19 protein-coding genes and 1 other annotated feature are annotated in these 21,766 nt (G+C 49.2%); of the genes, 13 read left to right on the top strand and 6 right to left on the bottom strand.

Features of this window, described 5'->3' with window-relative positions:
• Window positions 1–55: 55 nt before the first annotated feature.
• The 9 genes from ACRPK8_RS04740 to ACRPK8_RS04700 all read left to right on the top strand — a co-directional run bounded on the left by ACRPK8_RS04740 (window position 56) and on the right by ACRPK8_RS04700 (window position 11,130).
• Window positions 56–964, top strand: coding sequence for a TetR/AcrR family transcriptional regulator (locus tag ACRPK8_RS04740; RefSeq protein ID WP_432237161.1), 909 nt, complete (start codon window positions 56–58; stop codon window positions 962–964).
• Between the two features lie 72 nt (window positions 965–1,036).
• Window positions 1,037–2,479, top strand: a complete 1,443-nt coding sequence (locus ACRPK8_RS04735) for a SulP family inorganic anion transporter (RefSeq protein WP_432237160.1) — start codon at window positions 1,037–1,039, stop codon at window positions 2,477–2,479.
• A 108-nt stretch (window positions 2,480–2,587) separates the two neighbouring features.
• Window positions 2,588–3,412, top strand: a complete 825-nt coding sequence (locus ACRPK8_RS04730) for a fumarylacetoacetate hydrolase family protein (protein ID WP_432237159.1) — start codon at window positions 2,588–2,590, stop codon at window positions 3,410–3,412.
• Window positions 3,413–3,695: 283 nt separating this feature from the next.
• A complete protein-coding gene (locus tag ACRPK8_RS04725) occupies window positions 3,696–4,442 on the top strand; it encodes a DeoR/GlpR family DNA-binding transcription regulator (RefSeq protein WP_432237158.1) in 747 nt (248 codons plus the stop codon).
• Window positions 4,439–5,359, top strand: a complete 921-nt coding sequence (gene pfkB, locus ACRPK8_RS04720) for a 1-phosphofructokinase (protein WP_195865443.1) — start codon at window positions 4,439–4,441, stop codon at window positions 5,357–5,359. The genes ACRPK8_RS04725 and pfkB overlap by 4 nt, the downstream gene beginning before the upstream one ends.
• 17 nt (window positions 5,360–5,376) lie before the next feature.
• A complete protein-coding gene (locus tag ACRPK8_RS04715; RefSeq protein WP_432237157.1) occupies window positions 5,377–7,311 on the top strand; it encodes a PTS fructose transporter subunit IIABC in 1,935 nt (644 codons plus the stop codon).
• Window positions 7,312–7,416: 105 nt separating this feature from the next.
• Window positions 7,417–8,562: an FUSC family protein gene (locus ACRPK8_RS04710; RefSeq protein ID WP_432237156.1), complete on the top strand. Its 1,146-nt coding sequence runs from the start codon at window positions 7,417–7,419 to the stop codon at window positions 8,560–8,562.
• Between the two features lie 70 nt (window positions 8,563–8,632).
• Window positions 8,633–8,837, top strand: a binding site (T-box leader).
• A gap of 60 nt (window positions 8,838–8,897) precedes the next feature.
• Window positions 8,898–10,547, top strand: a complete 1,650-nt coding sequence (locus tag ACRPK8_RS04705) for an aromatic amino acid hydroxylase (RefSeq protein ID WP_432237155.1) — start codon at window positions 8,898–8,900, stop codon at window positions 10,545–10,547.
• 61 nt (window positions 10,548–10,608) lie between these two features.
• On the top strand, window positions 10,609–11,130 hold the full coding sequence (locus ACRPK8_RS04700) for a hypothetical protein (RefSeq protein ID WP_432237154.1): 522 nt from the start codon (window positions 10,609–10,611) through the stop codon (window positions 11,128–11,130).
• Between the two features lie 61 nt (window positions 11,131–11,191).
• On the opposite strand, the gene ACRPK8_RS04695 is transcribed toward ACRPK8_RS04700, so the two are convergent.
• The 3 genes from ACRPK8_RS04695 to ACRPK8_RS04685 all read right to left on the bottom strand — a co-directional run bounded on the left by ACRPK8_RS04695 (window position 11,192) and on the right by ACRPK8_RS04685 (window position 13,061).
• Window positions 11,192–11,488, bottom strand: a complete 297-nt coding sequence (locus ACRPK8_RS04695; protein ID WP_432237153.1) for an MGMT family protein — start codon at window positions 11,486–11,488, stop codon at window positions 11,192–11,194.
• The gene (locus ACRPK8_RS04690) at window positions 11,485–12,453 is read right to left on the bottom strand and encodes a cation diffusion facilitator family transporter (protein ID WP_432237152.1); all 969 of its coding nucleotides are present in this window, start codon (window positions 12,451–12,453) and stop codon (window positions 11,485–11,487) included. Before ACRPK8_RS04690 ends, ACRPK8_RS04695 begins: the two co-directional genes overlap by 4 nt.
• 122 nt (window positions 12,454–12,575) lie before the next feature.
• Window positions 12,576–13,061 (bottom strand): pyridoxamine 5'-phosphate oxidase family protein, encoded by a 486-nt coding sequence (locus ACRPK8_RS04685; RefSeq protein ID WP_432237151.1) that lies wholly within the window; start codon window positions 13,059–13,061, stop codon window positions 12,576–12,578.
• Between the two features lie 163 nt (window positions 13,062–13,224).
• Between ACRPK8_RS04685 and ACRPK8_RS04680 the strand changes: the two genes are divergently transcribed.
• Window positions 13,225–14,235 carry an LLM class flavin-dependent oxidoreductase gene (locus ACRPK8_RS04680; RefSeq protein ID WP_023467737.1) on the top strand — a complete coding sequence of 337 codons (1,011 nt, stop codon included), beginning with the start codon at window positions 13,225–13,227 and terminating at the stop codon, window positions 14,233–14,235.
• Window positions 14,236–14,254: 19 nt separating this feature from the next.
• Here the strand turns inward: ACRPK8_RS04680 and ACRPK8_RS04675 are convergent, their stop codons facing one another.
• On the bottom strand, window positions 14,255–15,523 hold the full coding sequence (locus tag ACRPK8_RS04675) for an MFS transporter (RefSeq protein ID WP_432237150.1): 1,269 nt from the start codon (window positions 15,521–15,523) through the stop codon (window positions 14,255–14,257).
• Between the two features lie 120 nt (window positions 15,524–15,643).
• On the opposite strand from ACRPK8_RS04675, the gene ACRPK8_RS04670 reads away from it, so the two are divergent.
• Window positions 15,644–16,834 (top strand): helix-turn-helix domain-containing protein, encoded by a 1,191-nt coding sequence (locus tag ACRPK8_RS04670; RefSeq protein ID WP_432237149.1) that lies wholly within the window; start codon window positions 15,644–15,646, stop codon window positions 16,832–16,834.
• A gap of 241 nt (window positions 16,835–17,075) precedes the next feature.
• Here the strand turns inward: ACRPK8_RS04670 and ACRPK8_RS04665 are convergent, their stop codons facing one another.
• On the bottom strand, window positions 17,076–17,255 hold the full coding sequence (locus tag ACRPK8_RS04665) for a hypothetical protein (RefSeq protein ID WP_432237148.1): 180 nt from the start codon (window positions 17,253–17,255) through the stop codon (window positions 17,076–17,078).
• Between the two features lie 89 nt (window positions 17,256–17,344).
• Window positions 17,345–18,778: an SH3 domain-containing protein gene (locus ACRPK8_RS04660; protein WP_432237147.1), complete on the bottom strand. Its 1,434-nt coding sequence runs from the start codon at window positions 18,776–18,778 to the stop codon at window positions 17,345–17,347.
• Window positions 18,779–18,971: 193 nt separating this feature from the next.
• On the opposite strand from ACRPK8_RS04660, the gene ACRPK8_RS04655 reads away from it, so the two are divergent.
• Together ACRPK8_RS04655 and ACRPK8_RS04650 are read left to right on the top strand one after the other, a co-directional pair.
• Window positions 18,972–20,684, top strand: coding sequence for an ABC transporter ATP-binding protein (locus ACRPK8_RS04655; protein ID WP_432237146.1), 1,713 nt, complete (start codon window positions 18,972–18,974; stop codon window positions 20,682–20,684).
• A gap of 120 nt (window positions 20,685–20,804) precedes the next feature.
• Window positions 20,805–21,665, top strand: coding sequence for a DUF4003 family protein (locus tag ACRPK8_RS04650; RefSeq protein WP_432237145.1), 861 nt, complete (start codon window positions 20,805–20,807; stop codon window positions 21,663–21,665).
• Window positions 21,666–21,766: the final 101 nt, after the last annotated feature.

Raw genomic sequence — 21,766 nt, 5'->3', positions numbered from 1 at the left:
TAAAATAAGTGATTGACGAACCATCCATTATCTATGAAAAGAAAAGGACAAGACCATGAATCCAAAAAAGAAACAATTGTTAGATGCTGCCTATCAGCTGTTCGTTGAAAAAGGATATCAATCGACATCGATTCAGGATATCCTCGAGCATAGTAATGTCTCGAAAGGAACGTTCTATAACTATTTTTCCTCCAAGAATGAACTGTTCATCGATGTCTTCAATACCGTCTTCGAAAAAATGCGGACGGCACGGAAGGAAATTCTTGTCGGACGCGACGTTTCGGATTATGAGACATTCATCCAGCAAGGAAACTGTTACTTGGAACTGATGCAAAAATATAAACTGTATACATTGTTCGAAGAAGCGATTGCCTCGAACGAAAAAGAATTGAAGGCATTCATGGAAAACAACCGCCTTCTAGAGATCGAGTGGACGTATGAACGATTACGTGATTTATTCGGTCAGACGAAAGAACCGTATCTGCTTGATTTAGCAGTCATCTATACCGGTATGCTGCAGTATGCGATGTACTTCTTCCGGCAGTCGGAACCGAATACACAACCGGAACGGGTCGTCCGTTATGTGTTCAATCGGTTGACACATCTCGTTGAGGATGTCAGTCGGACGGAGGAACAATTGATTCCGCCGCGTTTCCTGTCCGTCTGGCTCGATCGTCCGCAAGATGAAGTCGTCATTCGAAAAGACCTGTTCGAAAAAACGAGTGCCCACATGAAACGCTTGATCACGTTATCTACGATTTCCGATGAATCGAAGGAAGCACATGAAGAGGTGCTCGATTTCATCTATGAGGAATTGCTCGAACGGAAAAGACCAAAGATCCATCTGTTGCGCCGGGCACTCGAGACGATGGATGAGGATCCTGTTTTTGCAGGACAAGAAATCATGGCGACGTATAAAGCGATGGTAGACGAGATCGCACGAATTCGTACTAAAACTTCCTAAAAGGGTTGCTTTTTGAAACAGGTCCGATTACACTGAGACCATTCATGTTAGAAAAGGGGTCTCAATCATCTTATGTTAACTCAATGGAAAAAAGAGTGGTTCCTCCAACCGAAAGCGGATCTGTTGTCCGGTATCGTCGTTGCCTTGGCACTCGTTCCGGAAGCGATTGCTTTCTCATTGATTGCGGGTGTCAATCCGATGGTCGGATTGTATGCGTCCGTCATCATTGCAATCGTCATCTCGATTGCCGGTGGTCGTCCGGGTATGATTTCGGCTGCGACCGGTGCGATGGCTCTCGTCGTCGTTCAACTCGTCAAGGATCACGGAGTCGATTATTTACTGGCGGCGGGGATACTCGCCGGTCTATTCCAAATCGTATTCGGTTTTTTAGGCATCGCGAAATTATTACGTTTCATTCCGCGGTCGGTCATGGTCGGATTCGTTAATGCGTTAGCGATTTTGATCTTCTCTGCGCAATTACCACAGTTCGAAGGTCAAAACTGGATCATGTATGCAATGGTTGCGGCATCACTTGCCATCATCTTACTTTTCCCACGCGTGACGAAAGCCATCCCGGCACCGCTCGTTGCGATTACGATCATGACGATTTTGACGGTCGTCTTTTCACTCGATACGCGTGTCATCGGTGATATGGGACAAATTGAAGCGGCTTTACCAAGCTTTTTCTTACCAGATGTTCCATTCTCACTCGAGACGTTACAAATTATCTTCCCGTATGCCTTGTCACTTGCTTTCGTCGGCTTGATCGAATCCTTGCTGACAGCTCGGATCGTTGACGAGATGACGGATACGACATCGAATAAGGCGATGGAATCCCGCGGTCAAGGGATTGCGAATATTATTGCCGGCATGTTCGGCGGGATGCCAGGTTGTGCTATGATTGGTCAATCGGTCATCAATGTCACGTCTGGCGGCCGCGGTCGTCTTTCGACACTGACGGCAGGTGTGTTCCTGATGCTGTTGATGTTTACGATGAACGATCTATTGATGACGATTCCGATGGGAGCACTCGTCGGTGTCATGTTCTTCGTCTCGTATGCGACGTTCGATTGGGGTTCATTCAAGATGCTGAAGACGTCACCAAAGAGCGACTCTGCCGTCATGTTAGCGACCGTACTGGTCACTGTATTGACGAACGACTTATCGATGGGGGTTCTTGTTGGCATTCTGCTTGCAGCATTATTGTTCGCCTCTAAAATTTCCCGCATTCAAGTCGAACGGGATGAACAAAAAGATCGCGTGCGTTACACGATTCGCGGACCGTTGTTCTTTGCATCGACGACAGCATTTGCAGAACAGTTCCAGCTGGATACCGATCCAACATCGGTCATCACACTTGATTTCGCGGCGTGTCATTTATTTGATGACTCGGCGATCGAAGCAATCGAGAACGTCGTCTTGAAATACGAACGGCTGGGGAAAAAAGTCGAATTGACTGGATTAAATGAAGAATCACAGGCGCTCGTTGATCGATTAGCTCAGCGGATTGCCTAACACTTACACTCAGCAGACGGCTTGTCTGCTGCGTGTTTTTCGATATAGCGATAAAAGTGCGTCCTGTTCCCGGTTTCGCTATACTGGACTTAAAAGGGGGCAATCAAGATGAAATGGTTTCGGTTTGAAAAGGATGGAAAAGTAGGCGTCGGGGTTGAGCAGAATGGTTCTACATATGATGTGACGGCGCAAGTCTATACGGATTCACTACTCGAAGTGATTTCACGCGAATTCGATGTTGATCTCGATCTCGATATCGCACCAGTGCTGAGAGGGGATGTTCGTAAGCTCGCACCGTATGTTCCGGCACGAAATGTCATTTGCGTCGGCAAGAACTATGCTGATCACATTAAAGAGATGGATACGGCGGGAGCGGGGAAATTCGTCTTATTCACAAAAGCTCCGACATCGATCGTCGGACCGTTCGAACCGATCGAACGGCATGCGGATTTAACACAGCAACTCGATTACGAGGGGGAACTCGCGATCATCATCGGCACGACCGGTCGTGATCTGACACCTGAAAATGCCCTTGATCATGTGTTCGGCTACAGCATCGTCAATGACGTGACGGCGCGGGATCTTCAAAAGGAGCATGTCCAGTTCTTCCGTGGTAAATCACTTGACGGGTTCTGTCCGTTCGGACCAGTCATCGTTTCAGCGGACAGCTTTGACCCACGTGATGTCCTCGTCGAGACCCGCGTGAACGGAGAACTTCGTCAGTCAGGATCAACCGCCTTGATGTTACGTGACATCGTGACGATTTTAACTGAAGTCTCACGCGGGATGAAACTTGAAGCCGGTGACGTGATTGCAACAGGAACGCCTGCGGGCGTCGGTCACGGGATGAAACCGCCTGTCTATCTTCAAACGGGAGATGTCGTCGAAATCTCGATCGCAGGAATCGGGCGTCTGCAAAATGAAGTGAAGTAAACGTTCATGACTGAATGGTATATTTCAATCAACCGCTTTCCGAATTTGATTCGGAGAGCGGTTTTTGTCTGAAACGGATGCGAAAATCAAAAAATGATTGATTTTATTCGATAAAACAGTCATCTAATGACCGTTTTTGATGTATAATGAAACTAAAAGAACGGTTTTATGTCGAAAAAAGTCGCTTTTTGAACGTTTTATAAAGAAATCCTATATTTTTTGAACGTTTTTGATTGATTTTTGAATGTAAACGCTTTATATTAAAGATGCGGAGGGAAACCTTATGTTAACGAAAAAACGCCATCAACTCATTCTCGAACTATTGTCCCGAGAAGAAGTCGTCAAGATGCAAAAGATCGTCGAACAAACCGGGGCAAGTGAATCCACGATTCGTCGGGATTTATCCCAACTCGAGACAGCAGGTCATCTGCGTCGGGTACACGGGGGCGCGACAGTGAATCATTTACAGATTGAAGAACCGAGTTATTTCGAAAAGAGCGACAAACATGTTGAAGAGAAGGAACGGATCGCGCGAGCGGCGGCTGACCTGATCGAAGACGGCATGTATGTCTATCTGGATGCTGGAACGACGACGCTTGCCATCGTTCCGTATCTCGAAGAGAAGGCGATTACGGTCGTAACGAACAGTCTTCCTCTAGCGAACACGTTACTCTATCACCGTATCCCGACGTTCGTCGTCGGAGGGCAACTCAAGCATTCAACGCAAGCACTCGTCGGTTACAACGCACGTGAAGGAATGTTGATTTACCATTTTGATGTCGCGTTTCTTGGGATGAACGGTGTTCATCCGGCACAAGGCTTCACGACACCGGATCCGGAAGAGGCACTCGTAAAGAAGACAGCGATCGAGTTAGCAAAACAATCGTATGTACTCGTCGATGAGACGAAGCTGGATGCGATCAGCTTCAGTCGGGTGGCGTCCTTGCAAGCGGCGACGATCATCACGACGACATCCAGTGAGCAGGAAGCGAAATACAGTCAATACACAGAGGTGGTGAACGCGAAATGATTTATACACTGACACTCAACCCATCAATCGACTATTATGTCACGTTACCGGTATTTGAGGCAGGACAAGTCAATCGTGTCGAACAGGCGGAAAAAGTGGCCGGAGGGAAAGGAATCAACGTCTCTCTCGTCCTGAAAAACTATGAGGTGGAAACACAAGCACTCGGATTTCTTGGAGGAAGTACCGGACAATTCATCCGGACAGAACTTGAGAAACGGGGCGTGTTGACGGACTTCACACCGATTCAAGATGAAACGCGGATCAACGTAAAGATTCGCGCCGATCAAGAATCCGAGCTGAATGCAGCGGGACCGAAGATTCAACCGGAAGAGCTGGAGCATTTATTATCCCGATTCAAGACGATGCAAGCCGGTGACATCGTCGTCTTCGCAGGTAGTATCCCAAGCAGTCTGCCGCATGATCTTTATCGTCATATCGCGACGATCCTGAATGAACGGAACGTCCGCTTCGCCGTCGATACGACGAAGGAAGCAATGCTTGAAGTCTTACCGCTCGGTCCATTTTTAATCAAGCCGAATCACCATGAACTCGGTGAAATCTTCGACGTCGAGATTACGTCGAAGGAGATGGCCGTTCCTTACGCACAGCAGCTCGTCGAGCGTGGTGCCGAGAACGTCGTCATCTCATTTGCAGGCGACGGGGCACTGCTCGTCAATCGTCAAGGTGCCTACACGGCAAATACGCCGGCAGGGAAGCTCGTCAATTCTGTTGGTGCCGGAGATTCACTCGTCGCCGGATTCGTCGCCAGCCACGCGCTCGGTAAATCACCAGAAGAAGCGTTCCGCTATGCGGTGACGACTGGTAGCGCGTCGGCTTACTCCTTCGGTCTTTGTACGAAGGAAGATATCGATCGTCTCATCAAAGACGTCAACGTCGTTGAACTCATTCAATCCTAAAAGGAGTGTGACTACTCATGAAAATTACTGATCTCTTGACACGTGACACGATTCAACTCGATTTGCAAGCGTCTTCTAAAGCCGCTGTCATCGACGAACTCGTCAACGTCCTCGACCGGGCAGGAAAACTGAACGATCGCTCGGCATATAAAGAAGCGATTCTCGCACGGGAAGCGCAAAGTACGACAGGTTTAGGGGAAGGTATCGCTATCCCACACGCCAAAACAGCAGCCGTCAAAACACCGGCAATCGCCTTTGGTCGCTCGGCAGGTGTTGACTATGAAGCACTCGATGGGCAACCGAGCCGTTTGTTCTTCATGATCGCAGCAGGTGAGAACGCAGATAATGCGCACCTTGAAACACTTTCGAAACTATCCGTCTATCTGATGGATATGAACTTCCGCGATACGATTCTTGCGGCTAAGACGAAAGACGAAGTCATCGCAGCAATCGAAGCGAAGGAACGTGAAGAAGAAGGTCCAGTTGACGTCTCGAGCGACAACGTCGACCAAGACGCACCGTATATCCTCGCTGTCACAGCATGTCCGACAGGGATCGCACACACGTATATGGCGGCTGATGCCCTTCGTCAAAAAGCAGAAGAGATGGGTGTCCGCATCAAAGTCGAGACAAACGGATCGACCGGCGTCAAGAACGGTTTGACACAACAAGACATCAACGATGCGACAGCGATCATCGTCGCTGCGGATAAAGCGGTTGAGATGGATCGTTTCAACGGGAAACACGTCGTTGAAGTACCGGTCGCACAAGGAATTCGTAAACCACAAGAATTGATCAACCGTGCCGTCAAACAGGACACGCCTGTTTACAAAGCAAGCGGTTCAAGCGAAAGTTCAAAACCAGCTCGTGGTGGATTCTACAAACACTTGATGAGCGGGGTATCCGCGATGTTGCCACTCGTCGTCGCTGGTGGTCTCTTGATCGCGATCAGCTTCTTCTGGGGCATCAACTCTGCGAACCCGGATGATGCGTCGTACAATGAATTTGCTGCACAATTGATGACGATCGGGAAAGCCGCATTCGGTCTCTTGATTCCGATCCTCGCTGGATTCATCGCGATGTCGATCGCTGATAAACCAGGTCTTGCTCCTGGTCTGATCGCTGGTTTCCTTGCAAGCAGCGGTAACGCTGGGTTCCTCGGCGGATTGATTGCCGGTTTCCTTGCCGGTTACGTCGTTCTTCTGCTCGTCAAAGTCTTCAAAGGTCTTCCGGCAGCACTTGAAGGAATTAAACCAGTCTTGCTTTATCCATTGTTTGGTTCATTCATCACAGGGATGATCATGTTGCTCGTCATCAACGAGCCAATCGCGAAGTTCATGACATGGCTCACGGATTCATTGAACGGACTCAGTGGCGGGAACGCAATCCTCCTCGGTATGCTCGTCGCAGGTATGATGGCAATCGACATGGGTGGTCCAATCAACAAAACAGCATACGTTTTCGGTACAGCTGCTCTTACAGCAGGTAACACGGAAGTCATGGCAGCCGTCATGGCAGGTGGAATGGTTCCACCACTCATCGTGGCTTTCTCATCGACATTGTTCGCACGTAAGAAATTCACACCGCAAGAACGTGAAGCAGGTATCGCTGCTTACGCAATGGGGGCATCGTTCGTCACAGAAGGTGCGATTCCATTCGCAGCAGCCGATCCACTCCGCGTCATTCCGTCAAGCGTCATCGGTTCAGCAATCGCTGGTGCGTTGACAATCGTCTTCGGCGTCTTGCTCCCGGCTCCGCACGGCGGAATCTTCGTCTTCCCGCTCCTTGATGGTCCATCAGGTACGGTCATGGCGATTGCTGGTTATGCAGGTGCAATCCTCATCGGCTCACTCGTCGGTGCAGCGATTCTCTCCTTCCTCAAAAAACCGCTCGTTGACCAATCGGTCGCAAAAGCGGAAATGACAGAAGGAACAGGTACGAAAGCATCATAATTCACCTAAATCCTCTCCGTTTTCAAGCGGAGAGGATTTTTTGTTGAATTTTGACGGCTAACGGTGAAGAATAGAGGGCATACTGAATAAGAAGGAGGGATGGATATGGGTGGACAATCCTTACAAATCGGACCCCGGACCATCAAGACGGGTCTTGCAGTCATCTTGGCGCTGTTGATCAGTAATCTGTTCAACCTCAGCCCGATCCTGCCTGCGATCTCGGCAGCGACGACACTCCTGCCTTCGGTCTATCAGACATGGAAACAATTTCTCGAGGAGGCAGAAGCGAATTTGATCGGTGCCTTTTTGACGTTACTCGCACTATGGATTTTAGGCGATAATCCGGCGAATCCGCTTGCGATCGGCATCGTCATCATGGCAGCTATCTCGATTTTGCTAGCCTTTGGTTTCGGTCGGACGATTCCACACGTCGTCTTGATGATCATCGTCATTCTCGAGAGTGTCGCGACGGCGACCGAACCACTTTGGCAAGTCGTCTTGATCCGCTACCTGCTCGTCATGCTCGGGATCGGCTGTGCGCTTGGTATCAATGCGCTGATTTTCCCGCCGCGCTACGGCAATGTCTACTATCAGAAAGCGACGAAACTCTTCGAGAAGCTGCTTGTCGTCACACGAGCGATTGGCTTTGAAGGAAAGGTTGCCCCGTATCGGGCAGCAATCGATAAGATGGGACGTTCGCTCCTTGAGACACAAAACCTGTTCAACCTACACAAGGAAGAGATTCGTGGAACACGCCAGAAGCACGCTTCGCTTCTGCGGAACCTGTTGATCCTCAGACATATGCAGACGTGTCTTGAACGTGGTGTCGCGACAGCAGAGCGCTTCAGAGAGCGAGAGAAGGCACTTGACTCGATCGCGGACGATCTCCGGAGCGAATTATATTATCATTTGATGCATATCGCCCAGCGCCAGGAGAAGGTCTTGCTGACATATGATCTCCTGTTGACGGAAGAACCGCTCGCGATGGAGGATCTCGTCAAAGAAAATATTGCCTTCGTCAAGCACTCGTTTCTTGACCGGGATGAGCTCGAGGAAGAAATCATCATGGAAATCTTACCGATCGTCGTCTCGATGAACGAGTGGATCCGGGAACTTGAAGCTTTTGAAAAACGGCTTGACGGTGCGCTTCGTCGTCATATCACGTCACTGACGATCGAGCAAAAATCAGTCCGGGATAAAACATTTAATCGATTTAAACGTAAAAAAGCCATTGACGAAAGTAAAAAGTAAGCGTATAGTCCTCCTTAACGATACTTTACTTGCTAAAAGCATAACAGTATAACAGCATAACAGAACGAAAGATTAAGCGATGATGAAACCGAAGTAAAGACCATCTCCCTGTTTCAGAGAGCACGTGGCGCTGCGAACGTGTACACAGATGGTGTTGAATTACAGTTTCTGAGCTTCTTGCGCAAGCGAGCGGAGGACACCGTTATCCCAATCATGAGTGACTCAGTAGATGACTGGGTAATCAGGGTGGTACCGCGGCTTTCGTCGCCCCTGTCGAACAATATGTTCGGCAGGGGCTTTTTTGTTATCTCACATTCATTCAAGGGGGAACTCATATGTCTACACCAATCATTCCAAGTCACTTACGTCCACATGTCGCACCACAGCACTACGATGATTACACACCAACGGATCATGCCGTTTGGAGATACGTCATGCGACTGAATTTAAATACGTTACAAGATACGGCACACCCGGCATACCTCGAAGGACTTGCCGCTTCAGGCATCAGCCCGGAACGGATTCCAGATGTACGCGAGATGACTGCGAACCTCAGCCGTGGCGGCTGGGGAACAGTCGCTGTCGACGGTCTCATTCCCGGTGTCGCCTTCTTCGATTTCCAAGGACACGGTTTATTGCCGATCGCGACCGACATCCGGAAGGTCGATAACATTCTCTACACACCGGCACCAGACATCTTGCACGAAGCAGCGGGGCACGCGCCGATCCTGATGAATCCGGTCTACGCTGAATTCGTTCGTCGCTTCGGTGAAATCGGAGCGCACGCCTTTAACCATAAGGCAGAGCATGACGTCTTCAAGGCACTCAAGAAATTGACGATCGTCAAAGAGAGCCCGTTCTCGACGCCAGCCGATATCGAGCAAGCTGAAATCGAGCTCGCTGAGACACGGACACACGTCAAAGGGATTTCCGAAGCAAATGAAATCTCACGTCTGTTCTGGTGGACGGTTGAATTCGGTCTGATCGGTGACATCGACAATCCGCAAATCTACGGTGCCGGTCTTCTATCATCCGTCGGTGAAAGCCGTCACTGTTTGACGGACGCTGTCGTCAAACATCCGTTCTCGCTTGAGAAAGCACTTGCGACGAAACATGACGTGACGAGCATGCAAAAGGAACTCTTCGTCTGTGAATCGTTCGAACAGCTCCGCGATGCCCTCGAAGAATTTGCCCAGTCGATGTCGTACATCCGCGGTGGCATCCACGGACTGACGAAAGCCGTTGAATCAGGCAATCTGTCAACACTCGTCTTCGACAGTGGTCTCTCGCTCGTCGGTGTTCCTGAAACACAGGAGATTCACGATTCGTTGCATCTCGTCAAACTGACAGGACCGACAGCACTTGCTGCAAACGGCGAAGTGTTGACAGGTCAAGGACTGGCAGATCATCCGGAAGGATTTACACTCCTTCACGGCAAGGAATTGAACGAAGTATTGATGCAAGTCAAAGTCGGTGAACGTCTCGACTGGGCGGAAGGAAATGTTCACGTCACAGGGGAGATCACAGCGATTCAAAACGTCAACGGAAACCGGGCGCTCGTCGTCTTAGATGCAGCGACGCTTGTAAACGACGGAAAAACGATGACGATGGACCGGATGGAATTGATCGTCGGTGACATCACGTCAGCATTCCCGGGAACAGAAGTCGAAGCGCTGAAGCCGATTCCGGAAACGGTCGAATTCGAACGGATTGAACGCCCGTTGACAGCGGCTGACCCGATCTTCGAAGTCGTCCGCGAGATTCGCGAAGGACGGGCTGGTCGTGAACGGTTACCGCAATTGATCGATCAGACACTCGTCCAGTTACCGGACGCCTGGTTACTCCGTCTTGAATTACTCGAGTTAGCGGATGAAGTCGATCAACCACGTCTGATTGCAGATCTCGAGCGCTTAAAAGCAACGTCTGGGCAGCGCGATGAATTGATCACACGTGGAATGGCCTTACTCGACGTCGTTCATCAATGAGTCGAACTCCGGTTCTGAACCTGTTAGAATGGAGACATTCGGTAAAAGGGGATGATCGGTTATGACAAATTATTATCAAGACGTAAAGGAATTCCACCGTGTGTTTTCACACCCTGGCGCAATGACGCCAACACCTATGACGGTCGATCGTGGGATCAAACGCTCGACCTGGACGGCGGAAGAAGCAGTCGTTGAGTTCCTGCACCAATCAGCGGCGAGTGAAGCGGAATTTCTCGAAGCGATCGAACGTTTCAAGTCGGGACTCGATACAGCAGTCGAAAAATCGCTCCAGATGAAACAACCGGAAACAGACGTCGAACGGCTCGTCGGACAAGGCGATGCTTTAACAGATGCGCTTTATTTCATCATGGGAAGCTTCGTTGAGATCGGACTCGATCCGGCGCCGTTGTTCGAAATCGTCCAGCGCGCGAACATGGCGAAGCTTGGACCGGACGGGAACCCGATCTTCCGGGAATCGGATCAAAAGGTCATGAAACCGGAAGGCTGGCAACCACCAGAACCGCAACTCGAAGCAGAAGTACGCCGGCAAATCGCTGCGGCTTCGAGTACGTCAAAAGCTTAATTCAAAACAACAGAGAGAGGGATGACTGGTATATACACCGGTCATCCCTCTCTTTTTGTATCTATTCGCTTGTTACTTGATAACGCGATAAATCGAGTTGACGGGTGGTCAGGAACTCGACACCTTCTGCTTCAAGCGCCAGTCGCTGTTCATCGCCTTCAAGCGATAGTTTTCCGCCAGCAGCAAGGACGCGGTGCCACGGTAGACGTTCTGTCTTACTCATGCTGTGAAGAATCCGTGCGACTTGACGGGCGCTACGCGGATGACCGGCGAGTCGGGAGACTTGTCCGTACGTCATGACTCGACCAGCGGGGATCGAACGAATGATGGTCAGGACATCTTGCGTGAACGGTGTCATGACTCGTCAGAAGCAACGACGTACTGCTGAATCTTATCGTCTTCATCAAACCCGATCGTCACGTCGATGATGCCTTGTTGCAGGCGAATCTGCAGTTCGAGGCGGTCCTTGATATCGTCTGCTTGCGCGATCGTCAACGCCGGATCGACTTCGATCTCGACTTCGACGTGGAAATGATCGCCTTCTTTAATGACTTCGAGTTTACTGATGTCCTTGACGTCAGGGTCCTTCATGATTAGTCCACCAAGACGGGCTGCCATCGTCTCATCGGCTTCACCGAGTGCACCAGCTGCATTTTGCAAGAAGACGTTCCCGACGACGTAAAACATCATCAGTCCGATTAAGATTGAGGCAATTCCTTCTGCCTGATGGAACGGTGTCACATGCGAGATGATGACGGCGATCATCGCGACGATCCCACCAGCCGTCGCGACCAAGTCTTCCAGGAACACAAGGCGAGTTGCCGGTTTTGCTTGTTTGAGTGAGCGGAAGCTGTCGAGGATGAGACGTGGTCCTTTTGTCGTCAGTTTCGCGTCATGCGCAATCTCTTGCATCGCTTTAAAGAACACACCGCTCTCTAGAACGACACCTGCAAATAAAACGGATAACGTGATCCAGAAGCCTGTCGATTCCGTCGGTTCGATGATGTGGGCGATCCCTTCATGAATCGTCTCGTACGCCATGATACCGACGAAGAGGATGGCACCGAGCAAGACGAGATTGACGAGACGACCGAAGCCGTTAGGGAATCGTTTCGTCGGTGCCTTTTTACTGAGGGCAGAACCGATGAAAACGAAAAATTGATTGGCAGCATCTCCGAGCGTATGCATCATCTCCGCGAACATCGCGACATTTCCCGTCAGGACGTAGGCAATTGCCTTGATAATGGCGATGATAGAGTTGACGATCGCTGCCGTCAACGCGGACCGGTTGCCCCGGCGTAATAACGTAAAAAATTCTCCCATGATTGTACTCCTTTTAGTTAAGATACCTATTCATTCATTTTCTTATGTTATCCTATTTTTTTCAAAACGACTACTTTAACATACAAAAACCCCCACGCAAAGAACGTGGGGGAGGAAGCGGATCAAGATAAGTCGACGGTTTTATTGATTTCGTTCTCTTCGTCTTTTCCGACGACTTTTTTCAGTACTTGTTTGACGGATTTCGTCGTATTTCCCGTTTCCCAGTATTCCGCTGCTTCCGTGTTGACCTTGATCAAGACGACTTTCGGATCTTCATACGACGTTCCGAGATACGCTTCGTAACGTGGGCTCCAAAGCTCTTTTTTCCGTTCGATGTCTTCGACGAGTTCCGCTGTCCCGCGGATCGAGACGTATGATTTGTCGACATATGCGACGTTGACACTCGGATTTTTAAGTAGTTCTTGATATTTTTCTGTCTCTTTTGAAGTGAGGAACCAAAGGTCGCCATCAAATTCGATATCCTGTGTTTGCATCGGACGGGATACGAGTCCTTCTGCTGAAATCGTCGTCAGCATCGCCGTTTCGATTTTATCAATCAGTTTCTTGACCGTTTCGACTGCTTCTTGATTCGTAGTATGGTTTGACATGTGACTCCACCTCATTCGTTAGATTTTTATGCTCACTTAGGCATTGTTCCCTGAATTTCAAAATGAAAACGTCCCCATGACGGAAAGAAGCAGTTTCGTTGCACGGTACAACGAGGAGGCGTACAGTGTAGGTACGCATTCGAAAGAAAAAGGAGAGACATACATGAAACTTAGTATTTTAGACCAATCCCCGGTCTCTAAAGGACAATCCCCATCTGATGCCTTACATGAAACGGTCGAGCTCGCGAAAATCGCGGACGAACTCGGCTATCATCGCTTGTGGGTATCCGAGCACCACTTCGCTAAAACACTGGCTGGTTCAAGCCCGGAAGTCCTGATCGCCTACATGGCGGCAGTGACGAAACAGATCCGTCTCGGTTCAGGCGGTGTCATGTTGCCGCATTACAGTGCCTATAAAGTTGCGGAGAACTTCCGTGTCCTTGAAGGGCTTGCACCGAACCGGATTGACCTTGGACTCGGTCGGGCACCGGGCGGAATGCCGCTTGCGACACGTGCGTTGCAAGAAGGATCGTCGCCACGGTTTGGTGGAGCCGATTACGGTGAGCAACTGGATGATCTCGTCGATTACTTGAAAGACGGGGCACCTGCCGGACACCGGTTCGCGGGACTCGTCGCAACACCAGAAGTCGATACGACACCAGAAGGCTGGTTGCTTGGATCAAGTGGGGGTAGTGCCTTGAACGCTGCACAACGCGGCTTCGGATTTGCCTTTGCCCACTTCATCAATGGACAAGGTGGACAAGAAGTGATGGACTACTACCGTCATAACTTCATGGCGACGTCGTTCAATGAAACACCACAAACGCTCGTCTCGATCTTCGTGACGTGTGCTGAAACGACGGAAGAAGCAGAACGGTTGGCGTCAAGCCTGGATCTGTCACTCCTCTTACTGGAAAAAGGGGTCTCGTCGACAGGAACGCCAACTCCTGAAGAGGCAGCGGCGTATCCGTATACGTTCCAAGACCAATTCCGGATCGCTGAAAACCGGAAGCGGATGATCGTTGGTAACCCGGAATCCGTTGCAAAACAATTGCAAGAGCTCGCTGATTCCTACGGCACAGACGAAGTGATGATCGCTTCGATGATCGCTGACAAGGAAGCAAAACAACAATCATTAAAATTAATCATGGATGCCGTCAAAGCGACGGTTTGACCGATACGCACGTCCTTTCTCACGAAGTGAGGGAGGACGTGTTTTTTGCTTCTGCTACAGGAATGCTCTCGGATAAGATGTCTTTACGAAGTCGAAGGAATCCGAATGATGCAGCACCGAATAAGCCGACTGTACCGAGTCCAAGTAGCACGATGATAGATACATGATCACTGAGTAAACCAAACAATAGGGTACCGATCGGCATCATCGCCATCGCGATCGATTCCAGCACACCGATGACACGTCCGAGGTAAGCCGGATCGGTCTGTTTTTGAACGATGAGCTGTAGTGGAATGTTCATCCGTAAGACGAGCATGCCGTCGATGAATAATAGAATCATGAAAAAAGGTAGTAGTAGAGCAGATGGAACATAGCCGAGTAGCGCAAGTGCAGGAAGCGCGTAACAAGAGGCGATTAAAAAGAGCGACTCGAATATCGTGCGTAACGGACGTTTCACCGTAAAGCGAGGTAAGGCAAGAAGCAACGAAGCGACAAGAAGACCGGCACCTAGTGCGGACTCGACCATTCCAAACCGAAATGGTGTGAATTGCAGGCGATCGAGTAAAATGATCGGTAACAAGATTTCGAAAGCGACAAAAAAGAAGTTCAGGACGATCGCCATCAGGACGAGTGTCGTTAATACTGGCTGACGGAACAAATAGCGGTAGCCTTCTTTAAACTCCGAGACGAAAGACGGAGTATCGGTATTAGCTGAAGGAGATGTATCCACTGCAAGAAAGCGGAGGCGGCTATTCCACCAGGCAGCAGAAGCAAACAAGAGAAACGGTAAGATCAAGAATTGCGTGATGGGGACAGTGGCGATGAGCAATCCCGCAACGAGTGGCGCAGTGATTGTTGAGGTCGATTGAATCGTCGAGAAGAGCGCGTTTCCGCGTTGTAACTCATCCTCTTGTACGAGTCGCGGTAACGAGCTTGATAAGGTAACGGACAGGAACGTCGACAGGCTCGTCAAGAGGACACTAGCAATGATGTAATGAACGGTATGTAGAGGGGCTTGTAGCGAATAGAACAGAAGTCCAAACAAGACGAGTGCACTTAAGCTTTCGGTCATGACGATGATTCGTTTCCGGTTCCAACGATCAGCGAGGACGCCAGCAACCGGTGAGAGTAAAATCCGTGGCACTGATCCTGCAAGCAGGACGAGCGCAAACTGAAAACCAGACGACGTTTCCCGTAAGACGTTCAGTCCAGCGACGAACGTAAAGAGACTAGCCGCAAACAACGAACAAAACTTTCCGAATAACACACGCTTTAAATTAAATGACATCATGTTCACTCCTTTAGAGTTAAATTTTATTGAACTTTAGTGTAGAATAAAGGAGTGGGAGAGAAATGTAAAGATAAAGTTCAATGTAATTTAACTTTTGTGATAAGAGGAGTGACCAGTGTGTTAGGGGAACGTATCAAACAGATCCGAAAACAGAAAAAAATGACGCAAACGGATGTTGCGACCGGCATCATCACGAAGTCGATGCTCAGTATGGTCGAGAACGGGAAAGCAACCCCGTCTGTACCCGCCTTACAGGCGATTGCTCGGCGACTACAGGTGACAGTTGAAGAATTAATGCTCGATCCGCGGGATGTTCAGATGCGGGAACTTCTCGAAACAATCCGCTCGCGGGACACCCCGTATCATTCGGACGAAAAAGTTCGGGAAATCCTGCGCCCGTATTTAGTTCCGGAGACCAATTCCTACTGGCAAGGACAGGTCTTTCAGGAATATGGCGATGCTCTCCGAACATCTGACCCGGAGTTTGGTTTGACGTATTTCGAGAAGGCAGAGCGGGTGTTTCAACAGCTCGGTCGCCAAGATGAGCAGTTGCTCGTTCAGATCTCGACAGTCTATTTTTTGTTCAATCTCAAACGGACGAAGGAAGCATACGAGCTGATCGAAGCAATGGATGTACCACGTGAAATTCCACTTGCGCCAAAAACCTATTTAAATTTCCAAATCTTGCGTGCACTTCGAGCAAGTTTGTTCGATGATCACTATACAGAAGCGATCGCCTTATTGCGTGAAGGGGTTCAGTACATGCGGGAGCAAGATGTCTATTATCATGTCATTTCGTTTCAACGGTTCCTCGGATTATTTTTGTATCTAGAAGGGGAAATCGAACAATCACAGCAAGAGTTTGATCGATTGGAGCAGTTTTTTGCATTTAGTGAAACGACTGCCGTCGGACGAATCGAAGTCGATTTGACGAAAGGACTCATCGCGATTTTCGAGAACGATACGGACGGCATGCAAATGGCGTGGGAAAAACTCGTCACTGTGGCGATCGATGACGCGAAGCATTACATCGGACAACTCGAAGTCCATCTCCTTGTCAACGGCATCGAATTACCGAATCAGACGCTGCAGCAGAGCGTCGATAAGATATGGGAGATGCAAGATGCGTGGCTTGCCGCGAGTGGATTCGACCAAGCGATGATGTTACAGACGCTCATACTGGCGATGCAACGAGGGATTGGTCAGGAACGGCTGGAGGATGTTTTACGATTGAAGGATGACCTTCAAAGCGAACGACTCAAAGGCGATCTTGAGCGAGAGATACAAGCATTGGTTAAGGTTCAATGACGAAAAAATGGGGTTGACTCAAAAAAGAATGACTCGTCTTTTCACGCCCTTTCCTCAGGCGAGACACAAGCCGGTTTTCCTGCTTCGTTCAAGCAGGAAAGCGGGTCTTGTTTGTCTCTGACAGCGCAAAAATGCGCTTTTTCCTGTAGGAGTGGCGCGTAATGAGTCATTCTTTTTTACGAGATAAGGGTGGCAGATCATCATTCTGCCGCCCTTATCTTTGTAGAAACTGACTTTTGAGTCAGCCCCGTTCGTGTGAGGATGTCGTTCTTCTGAAGATCAATAAGACGCATGCAAGGATGGAAACGATCAAGTGACCGATATAGACGTCTCCCGTCTGGATATAATGCAAGAGCATCGAGCCACCAAAAATCAATAAGGCAAGAAAGAGAAGTCGGACATACAGTGTTGCGTACGACATACAGACACATCCTTTCCATATCCAGTATATCCCAAAGAGAGGTGTTAAGGCAAAAAAACATCCACCCCGAGGGATGGATGAGCAAGTGATTAAAGTGATTTAAAGCCCAGCAGTTTTTGCGTCCAGTAACGTTCCGAAAGACGACTGATTCCAAGTGCGGGTTCATTCGCATGGATGAACTGATCGTTGTTCAGCATGATGCCGATGTGTGTCGGACCGGGAGCATACGTATCTTCGAAGAAAATGATATCTCCACGTGACGGCTGACGCAGTTTAGATAACTTCGTACCGAGATAACGATCATCGTTCCAGTAACCGTTGACGTTCGTACGACCGACTGAATAACCGGCAGCGTTCAACGTATAGTTGATGAAACCTGAGCAGTCGAATCCACCATTGACCGGATTGCTTGAGCCCCAGACATAAGGTGTTCCGAGGTATTGTTGACCAATTGAAATCGCACGTTCCATCAATGTCGAACCGGGAACGGATGTCACAGGTGGTGTCGTCGGTGTGACAGGCGGTGTCGTCGTGACAGACCCCGTCGTGATATAACTTTTTGCGACGTAATAAAGACCTGTACCGATTTTGATCTGGTACCAGCCGCTCTCTTTTCCTGTCGTTTCCCCCATAACGTTGACCGTCGAAGCGTGTGTAAGTTGAGTGAAGATTTTAGAGGACGTCGAAGGTAACGAACGGACGTTCAATCCAGTTGGTGCATTGACGCGGTATGTTTTCGCGGCATCGACTGGTTTCAATACGATTCCAGGTGTCGACGGAGCAGGCGGTGTGGATGGCTTCGCCGAGGTCTTGACGTAAGAAGAAGACACGTATGCTTGTTTACCATCGAGCTTGACTTGGTACCAGGAATCGACGGCACCCGTTACGTCGAGAACTGTCTGGTGAGGCAGTTTTTTATAGATCTGGGCTTTTGTCGTCGCAGCGGCACGTGCATTTAATCCTTCTTTTGCATTGACCGTGTAGACCTTTGAACGATCGACTGCTTTGACGGCCGTTTTGACAGGTGTCGTCGTAGGCGGTTTTGAACTAGACGAGACGGTCGCGGTCTTTTTACTGACTAATGTCGCATGGACATAAGCCGTCTTCTTTTTGTATGTGATCTGATACCAGTCACCGGATTTTTTCTTGACGGTCAGTACGCTGTTTTTGGCTAGTTTTCCGAGAGACTTCGAGCGGGTCGTCGCTTTTTGCCGGACGTTAACGGCATCGGTGTTCGTTATGTAGGTCGTAGTTGTCGGGGCCTTTTCCGTCGTCGCTTTGACATAGGATGAAGTGATGAATGCCGGTTTCGATTGATAGCGGATTTCATACCAGCTATTTACTTTTTTGACTGCGGTCACCTTCGTTCCTTTTTTCAGGGTCGTGATGACTTTCGCGGAAGTCGAGGCAGCCGTGCGAATGTTGACGTTATCCGTCAATGTCAAAGTCGTTGACGCAGCAGAGACCGGTCCGGTTGAACTGATCAGGGCTACTGTCGTAAGGGCGAGAAAAGTCTTTTTCACGTGACATAGCTCCTTCCAAGTGGTGGGTAAAATTCGTTGTTACCATTTTGTCATAAAAAGCGCTGATTTCCCTGATTTAAAAATATAAAAATGACACAAAAAATTGTTTTTCGCGTCTGAAGAAATTAAGGGGTTAAAAGCAGTATTCTCAAAAAATTTCACGTACACTAGAAACAGGGAGAGGAGGCAATCTATGTTACGTCGTTTTTATCACTATTATATTCCGCACAAGCGTCTGTTTTGGCTGGATTTTACGTCGGCCTTATTCGTCGGGATTCTTGAGTTAGCATTTCCACTTGCAGTGCAATGGTTCATCGATTCCTTGTTACCGAACGGAGAAATGAACTGGATCATCCTTGTCAGCATCGGGCTATTAGCGCTCTATGTCATCAGTACGTTGATGCAGTTCGTCGTCAACTACTTCGGACATAAGCTCGGGATCAATATCGAGACGGACATGCGTCGTCAGTTGTTCAGTCATGTCCAGAAACAGTCGTTCCGTTTCTTCGATAATACGAAGACCGGTCATATCATGAGCCGGATCACGAATGATTTGTTTGATATCGGGGAACTCGCCCACCATGGTCCGGAGGATGCGTTCATCGCCGTCATGACGTTGCTCGGAGCGTTCTCGATCATGCTGACGATTAATGTACCGCTTGCCCTCGTGACGATCATCGCCGTACCATTTTTGATCTGGCTGATCAGTTATGCGAACGTCCGGATGAACCGCTCGTGGGACCGGATGTATGGGAACATCGCGGAAGTCAACTCGCGCGTCGAGGATAGTGTTTCCGGTGTCCGTGTCGTCCAGTCATTTACGAACGAAGCCTATGAAATCGAACGCTTCGAAAAGGACAACGCGACGTTCCGGCAGTCGAAAATCAATGCCTACAAGGTCATGAGTAAGAGTCTGTCCGGCATCTACTTGACGACCCGTTTGATGACACTTGCCGTCTTAGTCGTCGGTGCCTACTTGACGTACCGAGAAGCTTTAACGGCAGGGGAACTCGTCGGATTCATTCTCTATATGAACATCCTGCTAAAGCCGATTGATAAGATCACGGCATTGCTTGAGATGTATCCGAAAGGAATGGCCGGATTTAAGCGATTCCTCTCGATGATTGATGAGGATGCATCGATTCCCGATGCCCCAAACGCACTCGTCGTGGATCGTTTGAACGGTGGCATCACGTTCAAGGATGTCGCGTTCGGCTATGAAGCGGAACGTCTAATTTTGGAAAACATCAATCTGACGGTCGAACCGGGGCAGACGGTCGCGTTCGTCGGAACGTCAGGTGCCGGAAAAACGACGATTTGTTCCTTAATTCCACGATTTTATGATGTCCTTGACGGGGCAATCACGATTGATGGAATCGACATCCGACAGATGACGAAGGAGTCTCTGCGACAACAAATCGGGATCGTCCAGCAGGATGTCTTTTTGTTTTCGGGAACGATTGCTGAGAACATCGCTTACGGAGACCTGAATGCGACGCATGATCAAATCGTGCAAGCAGCGGAACGGGCGCATCTCGGATCGATGATTGCGGATCTGCCGGATGGATACGCCACACAAATCGGCGAACGCGGACTCAAACTGTCAGGTGGACAAAAGCAACGACTCGCGATTGCGCGGATGTTCCTGAAGAATCCACCGATTCTGATCCTTGATGAAGCAACGTCAGCACTTGATACAGAGACAGAAGCATTGATTCAAGAATCACTTGCCGAATTGTCCGAAAATCGGACGACGCTCGTCATTGCGCACCGTTTGGCAACAATCCGAAATGCAGATAAGATTTTCGTCGTCACGAAAGCGGGAATCGTCGAAGAAGGATCACATGATGAACTGATGGGGCAAGGCGGCTATTTTTCTCGTTTACTTGAAAGACAACGAGTTTGATTGAACTCGATAGCAACGGGCAGTGGACGCCGTCCACTGCTTTTTTCGTGTCCGTTGTCAAAAGAAGATTGCCTGAAGTCGTTTTGGGGAAATGTTCCATAGAGAACAGGAGGTGGAAGGATGTACGGTCAGTTCTGTGAGAATTATGATGAAAGTTATCCCGTCTTGCGGGATGAATCGTCACATGATTTCCATCGTTTTTTTGCGCTGTCCTATACGATTCACGATACGGTCTTTGATCAGACTGTGTACGAGCGGCTGATGCGGACGATTAAACAAAAGACATCTCGGTTTTCAGCGCTCCGGAGTCGTTATACGCCTTTACTCGTTGCCCATGTGCAACTGAATAGTAAGGATCCCGATATTCTGATCGAGGAAATCATCGTCGCTGAAAAAAGAATCAAACATCGATTGATTCGGGATAAAGGCGTCCGTCCTTTTTTTGCACTCAACGAAGTATTAAACCGTCGTCAGGGCATCGATGCGTTCCCTTACATGGAACGTTTGCATGCGACACGCCCGCATTTGAATGCTGCGAAGCAATACGTCGTGACATCCACGTTACTGGAACAACACGTACTCCCTGAAGATTTTTTGGCACGTGTTGATGTTTCTGAGGCGTGGCTCGAACCATATATGGGACGGACGAGTGAACGTGTCATCACAGCCCAAATCCTAGCAGCGCATCCAGATCCGGCGGCGCAACAGAAACGAATCACTGCGTGGCGGGAGCTACTAGAACGGCGAGAGATCATGATTTGGGATCGATTAATGCCGATTCTTGCGTTACTGCCATCGATGGAACGTGTGGACTGGATTTATGTGACACGCATCGTTGACCGGGAGCGGGCACGAAATCGATTTTCAGACGAGGTCAACTGGTTGATTGCCTTTCATTTACTTTTAGCTAAATCAGGAGTGACACGGGTTCAAGCTACGTTGTTGCTTCTTGCGGCACTAGAACTGACGAAAAAACCGTGAAATGAAACGCTATACACAAAATGGACGGGGTTGACTCAAAAAAGAATGACGCGTCTTTTCACGCCCTTTCCTCAGGCGAGACACAAGCCAGTTTTCCTGCT

The sequence above is a fragment of the Exiguobacterium sp. TDN 0502 genome, from assembly GCF_050846835.1.
Classification (GTDB): Bacteria; Bacillota; Bacilli; order Exiguobacteriales; family Exiguobacteriaceae; genus Exiguobacterium_A.
This window is presented reverse-complemented; position numbering and strand designations above follow the sequence as displayed.

Bases quoted from the DNA above. Each gene is read 5' to 3' on its own strand.
- ACRPK8_RS04725 (WP_432237158.1), top strand. From the start codon at position 3,696: ATGTTAACGAAAAAACGCCATCAACTCATTCTCGAACTATTGTCCCGA.
- ACRPK8_RS04665 (WP_432237148.1), bottom strand. From the start codon at position 17,255: ATGTCGTACGCAACACTGTATGTCCGACTTCTCTTTCTTGCCTTATTG.
- ACRPK8_RS04690 (WP_432237152.1), bottom strand. From the start codon at position 12,453: ATGGGAGAATTTTTTACGTTATTACGCCGGGGCAACCGGTCCGCGTTG.
- ACRPK8_RS04650 (WP_432237145.1), top strand. From the start codon at position 20,805: ATGTACGGTCAGTTCTGTGAGAATTATGATGAAAGTTATCCCGTCTTG.
- ACRPK8_RS04715 (WP_432237157.1), top strand. From the start codon at position 5,377: ATGAAAATTACTGATCTCTTGACACGTGACACGATTCAACTCGATTTG.
- ACRPK8_RS04675 (WP_432237150.1), bottom strand. From the start codon at position 15,523: ATGTCATTTAATTTAAAGCGTGTGTTATTCGGAAAGTTTTGTTCGTTG.
- pfkB (WP_195865443.1), top strand. From the start codon at position 4,439: ATGATTTATACACTGACACTCAACCCATCAATCGACTATTATGTCACG.
- ACRPK8_RS04655 (WP_432237146.1), top strand. From the start codon at position 18,972: ATGTTACGTCGTTTTTATCACTATTATATTCCGCACAAGCGTCTGTTT.
- ACRPK8_RS04705 (WP_432237155.1), top strand. From the start codon at position 8,898: ATGTCTACACCAATCATTCCAAGTCACTTACGTCCACATGTCGCACCA.
- ACRPK8_RS04735 (WP_432237160.1), top strand. From the start codon at position 1,037: ATGTTAACTCAATGGAAAAAAGAGTGGTTCCTCCAACCGAAAGCGGAT.
- ACRPK8_RS04680 (WP_023467737.1), top strand. From the start codon at position 13,225: ATGAAACTTAGTATTTTAGACCAATCCCCGGTCTCTAAAGGACAATCC.
- ACRPK8_RS04700 (WP_432237154.1), top strand. From the start codon at position 10,609: ATGACAAATTATTATCAAGACGTAAAGGAATTCCACCGTGTGTTTTCA.
- ACRPK8_RS04685 (WP_432237151.1), bottom strand. From the start codon at position 13,061: ATGTCAAACCATACTACGAATCAAGAAGCAGTCGAAACGGTCAAGAAA.
- ACRPK8_RS04710 (WP_432237156.1), top strand. From the start codon at position 7,417: ATGGGTGGACAATCCTTACAAATCGGACCCCGGACCATCAAGACGGGT.
- ACRPK8_RS04740 (WP_432237161.1), top strand. From the start codon at position 56: ATGAATCCAAAAAAGAAACAATTGTTAGATGCTGCCTATCAGCTGTTC.
- ACRPK8_RS04730 (WP_432237159.1), top strand. From the start codon at position 2,588: ATGAAATGGTTTCGGTTTGAAAAGGATGGAAAAGTAGGCGTCGGGGTT.
- ACRPK8_RS04695 (WP_432237153.1), bottom strand. From the start codon at position 11,488: ATGACACCGTTCACGCAAGATGTCCTGACCATCATTCGTTCGATCCCC.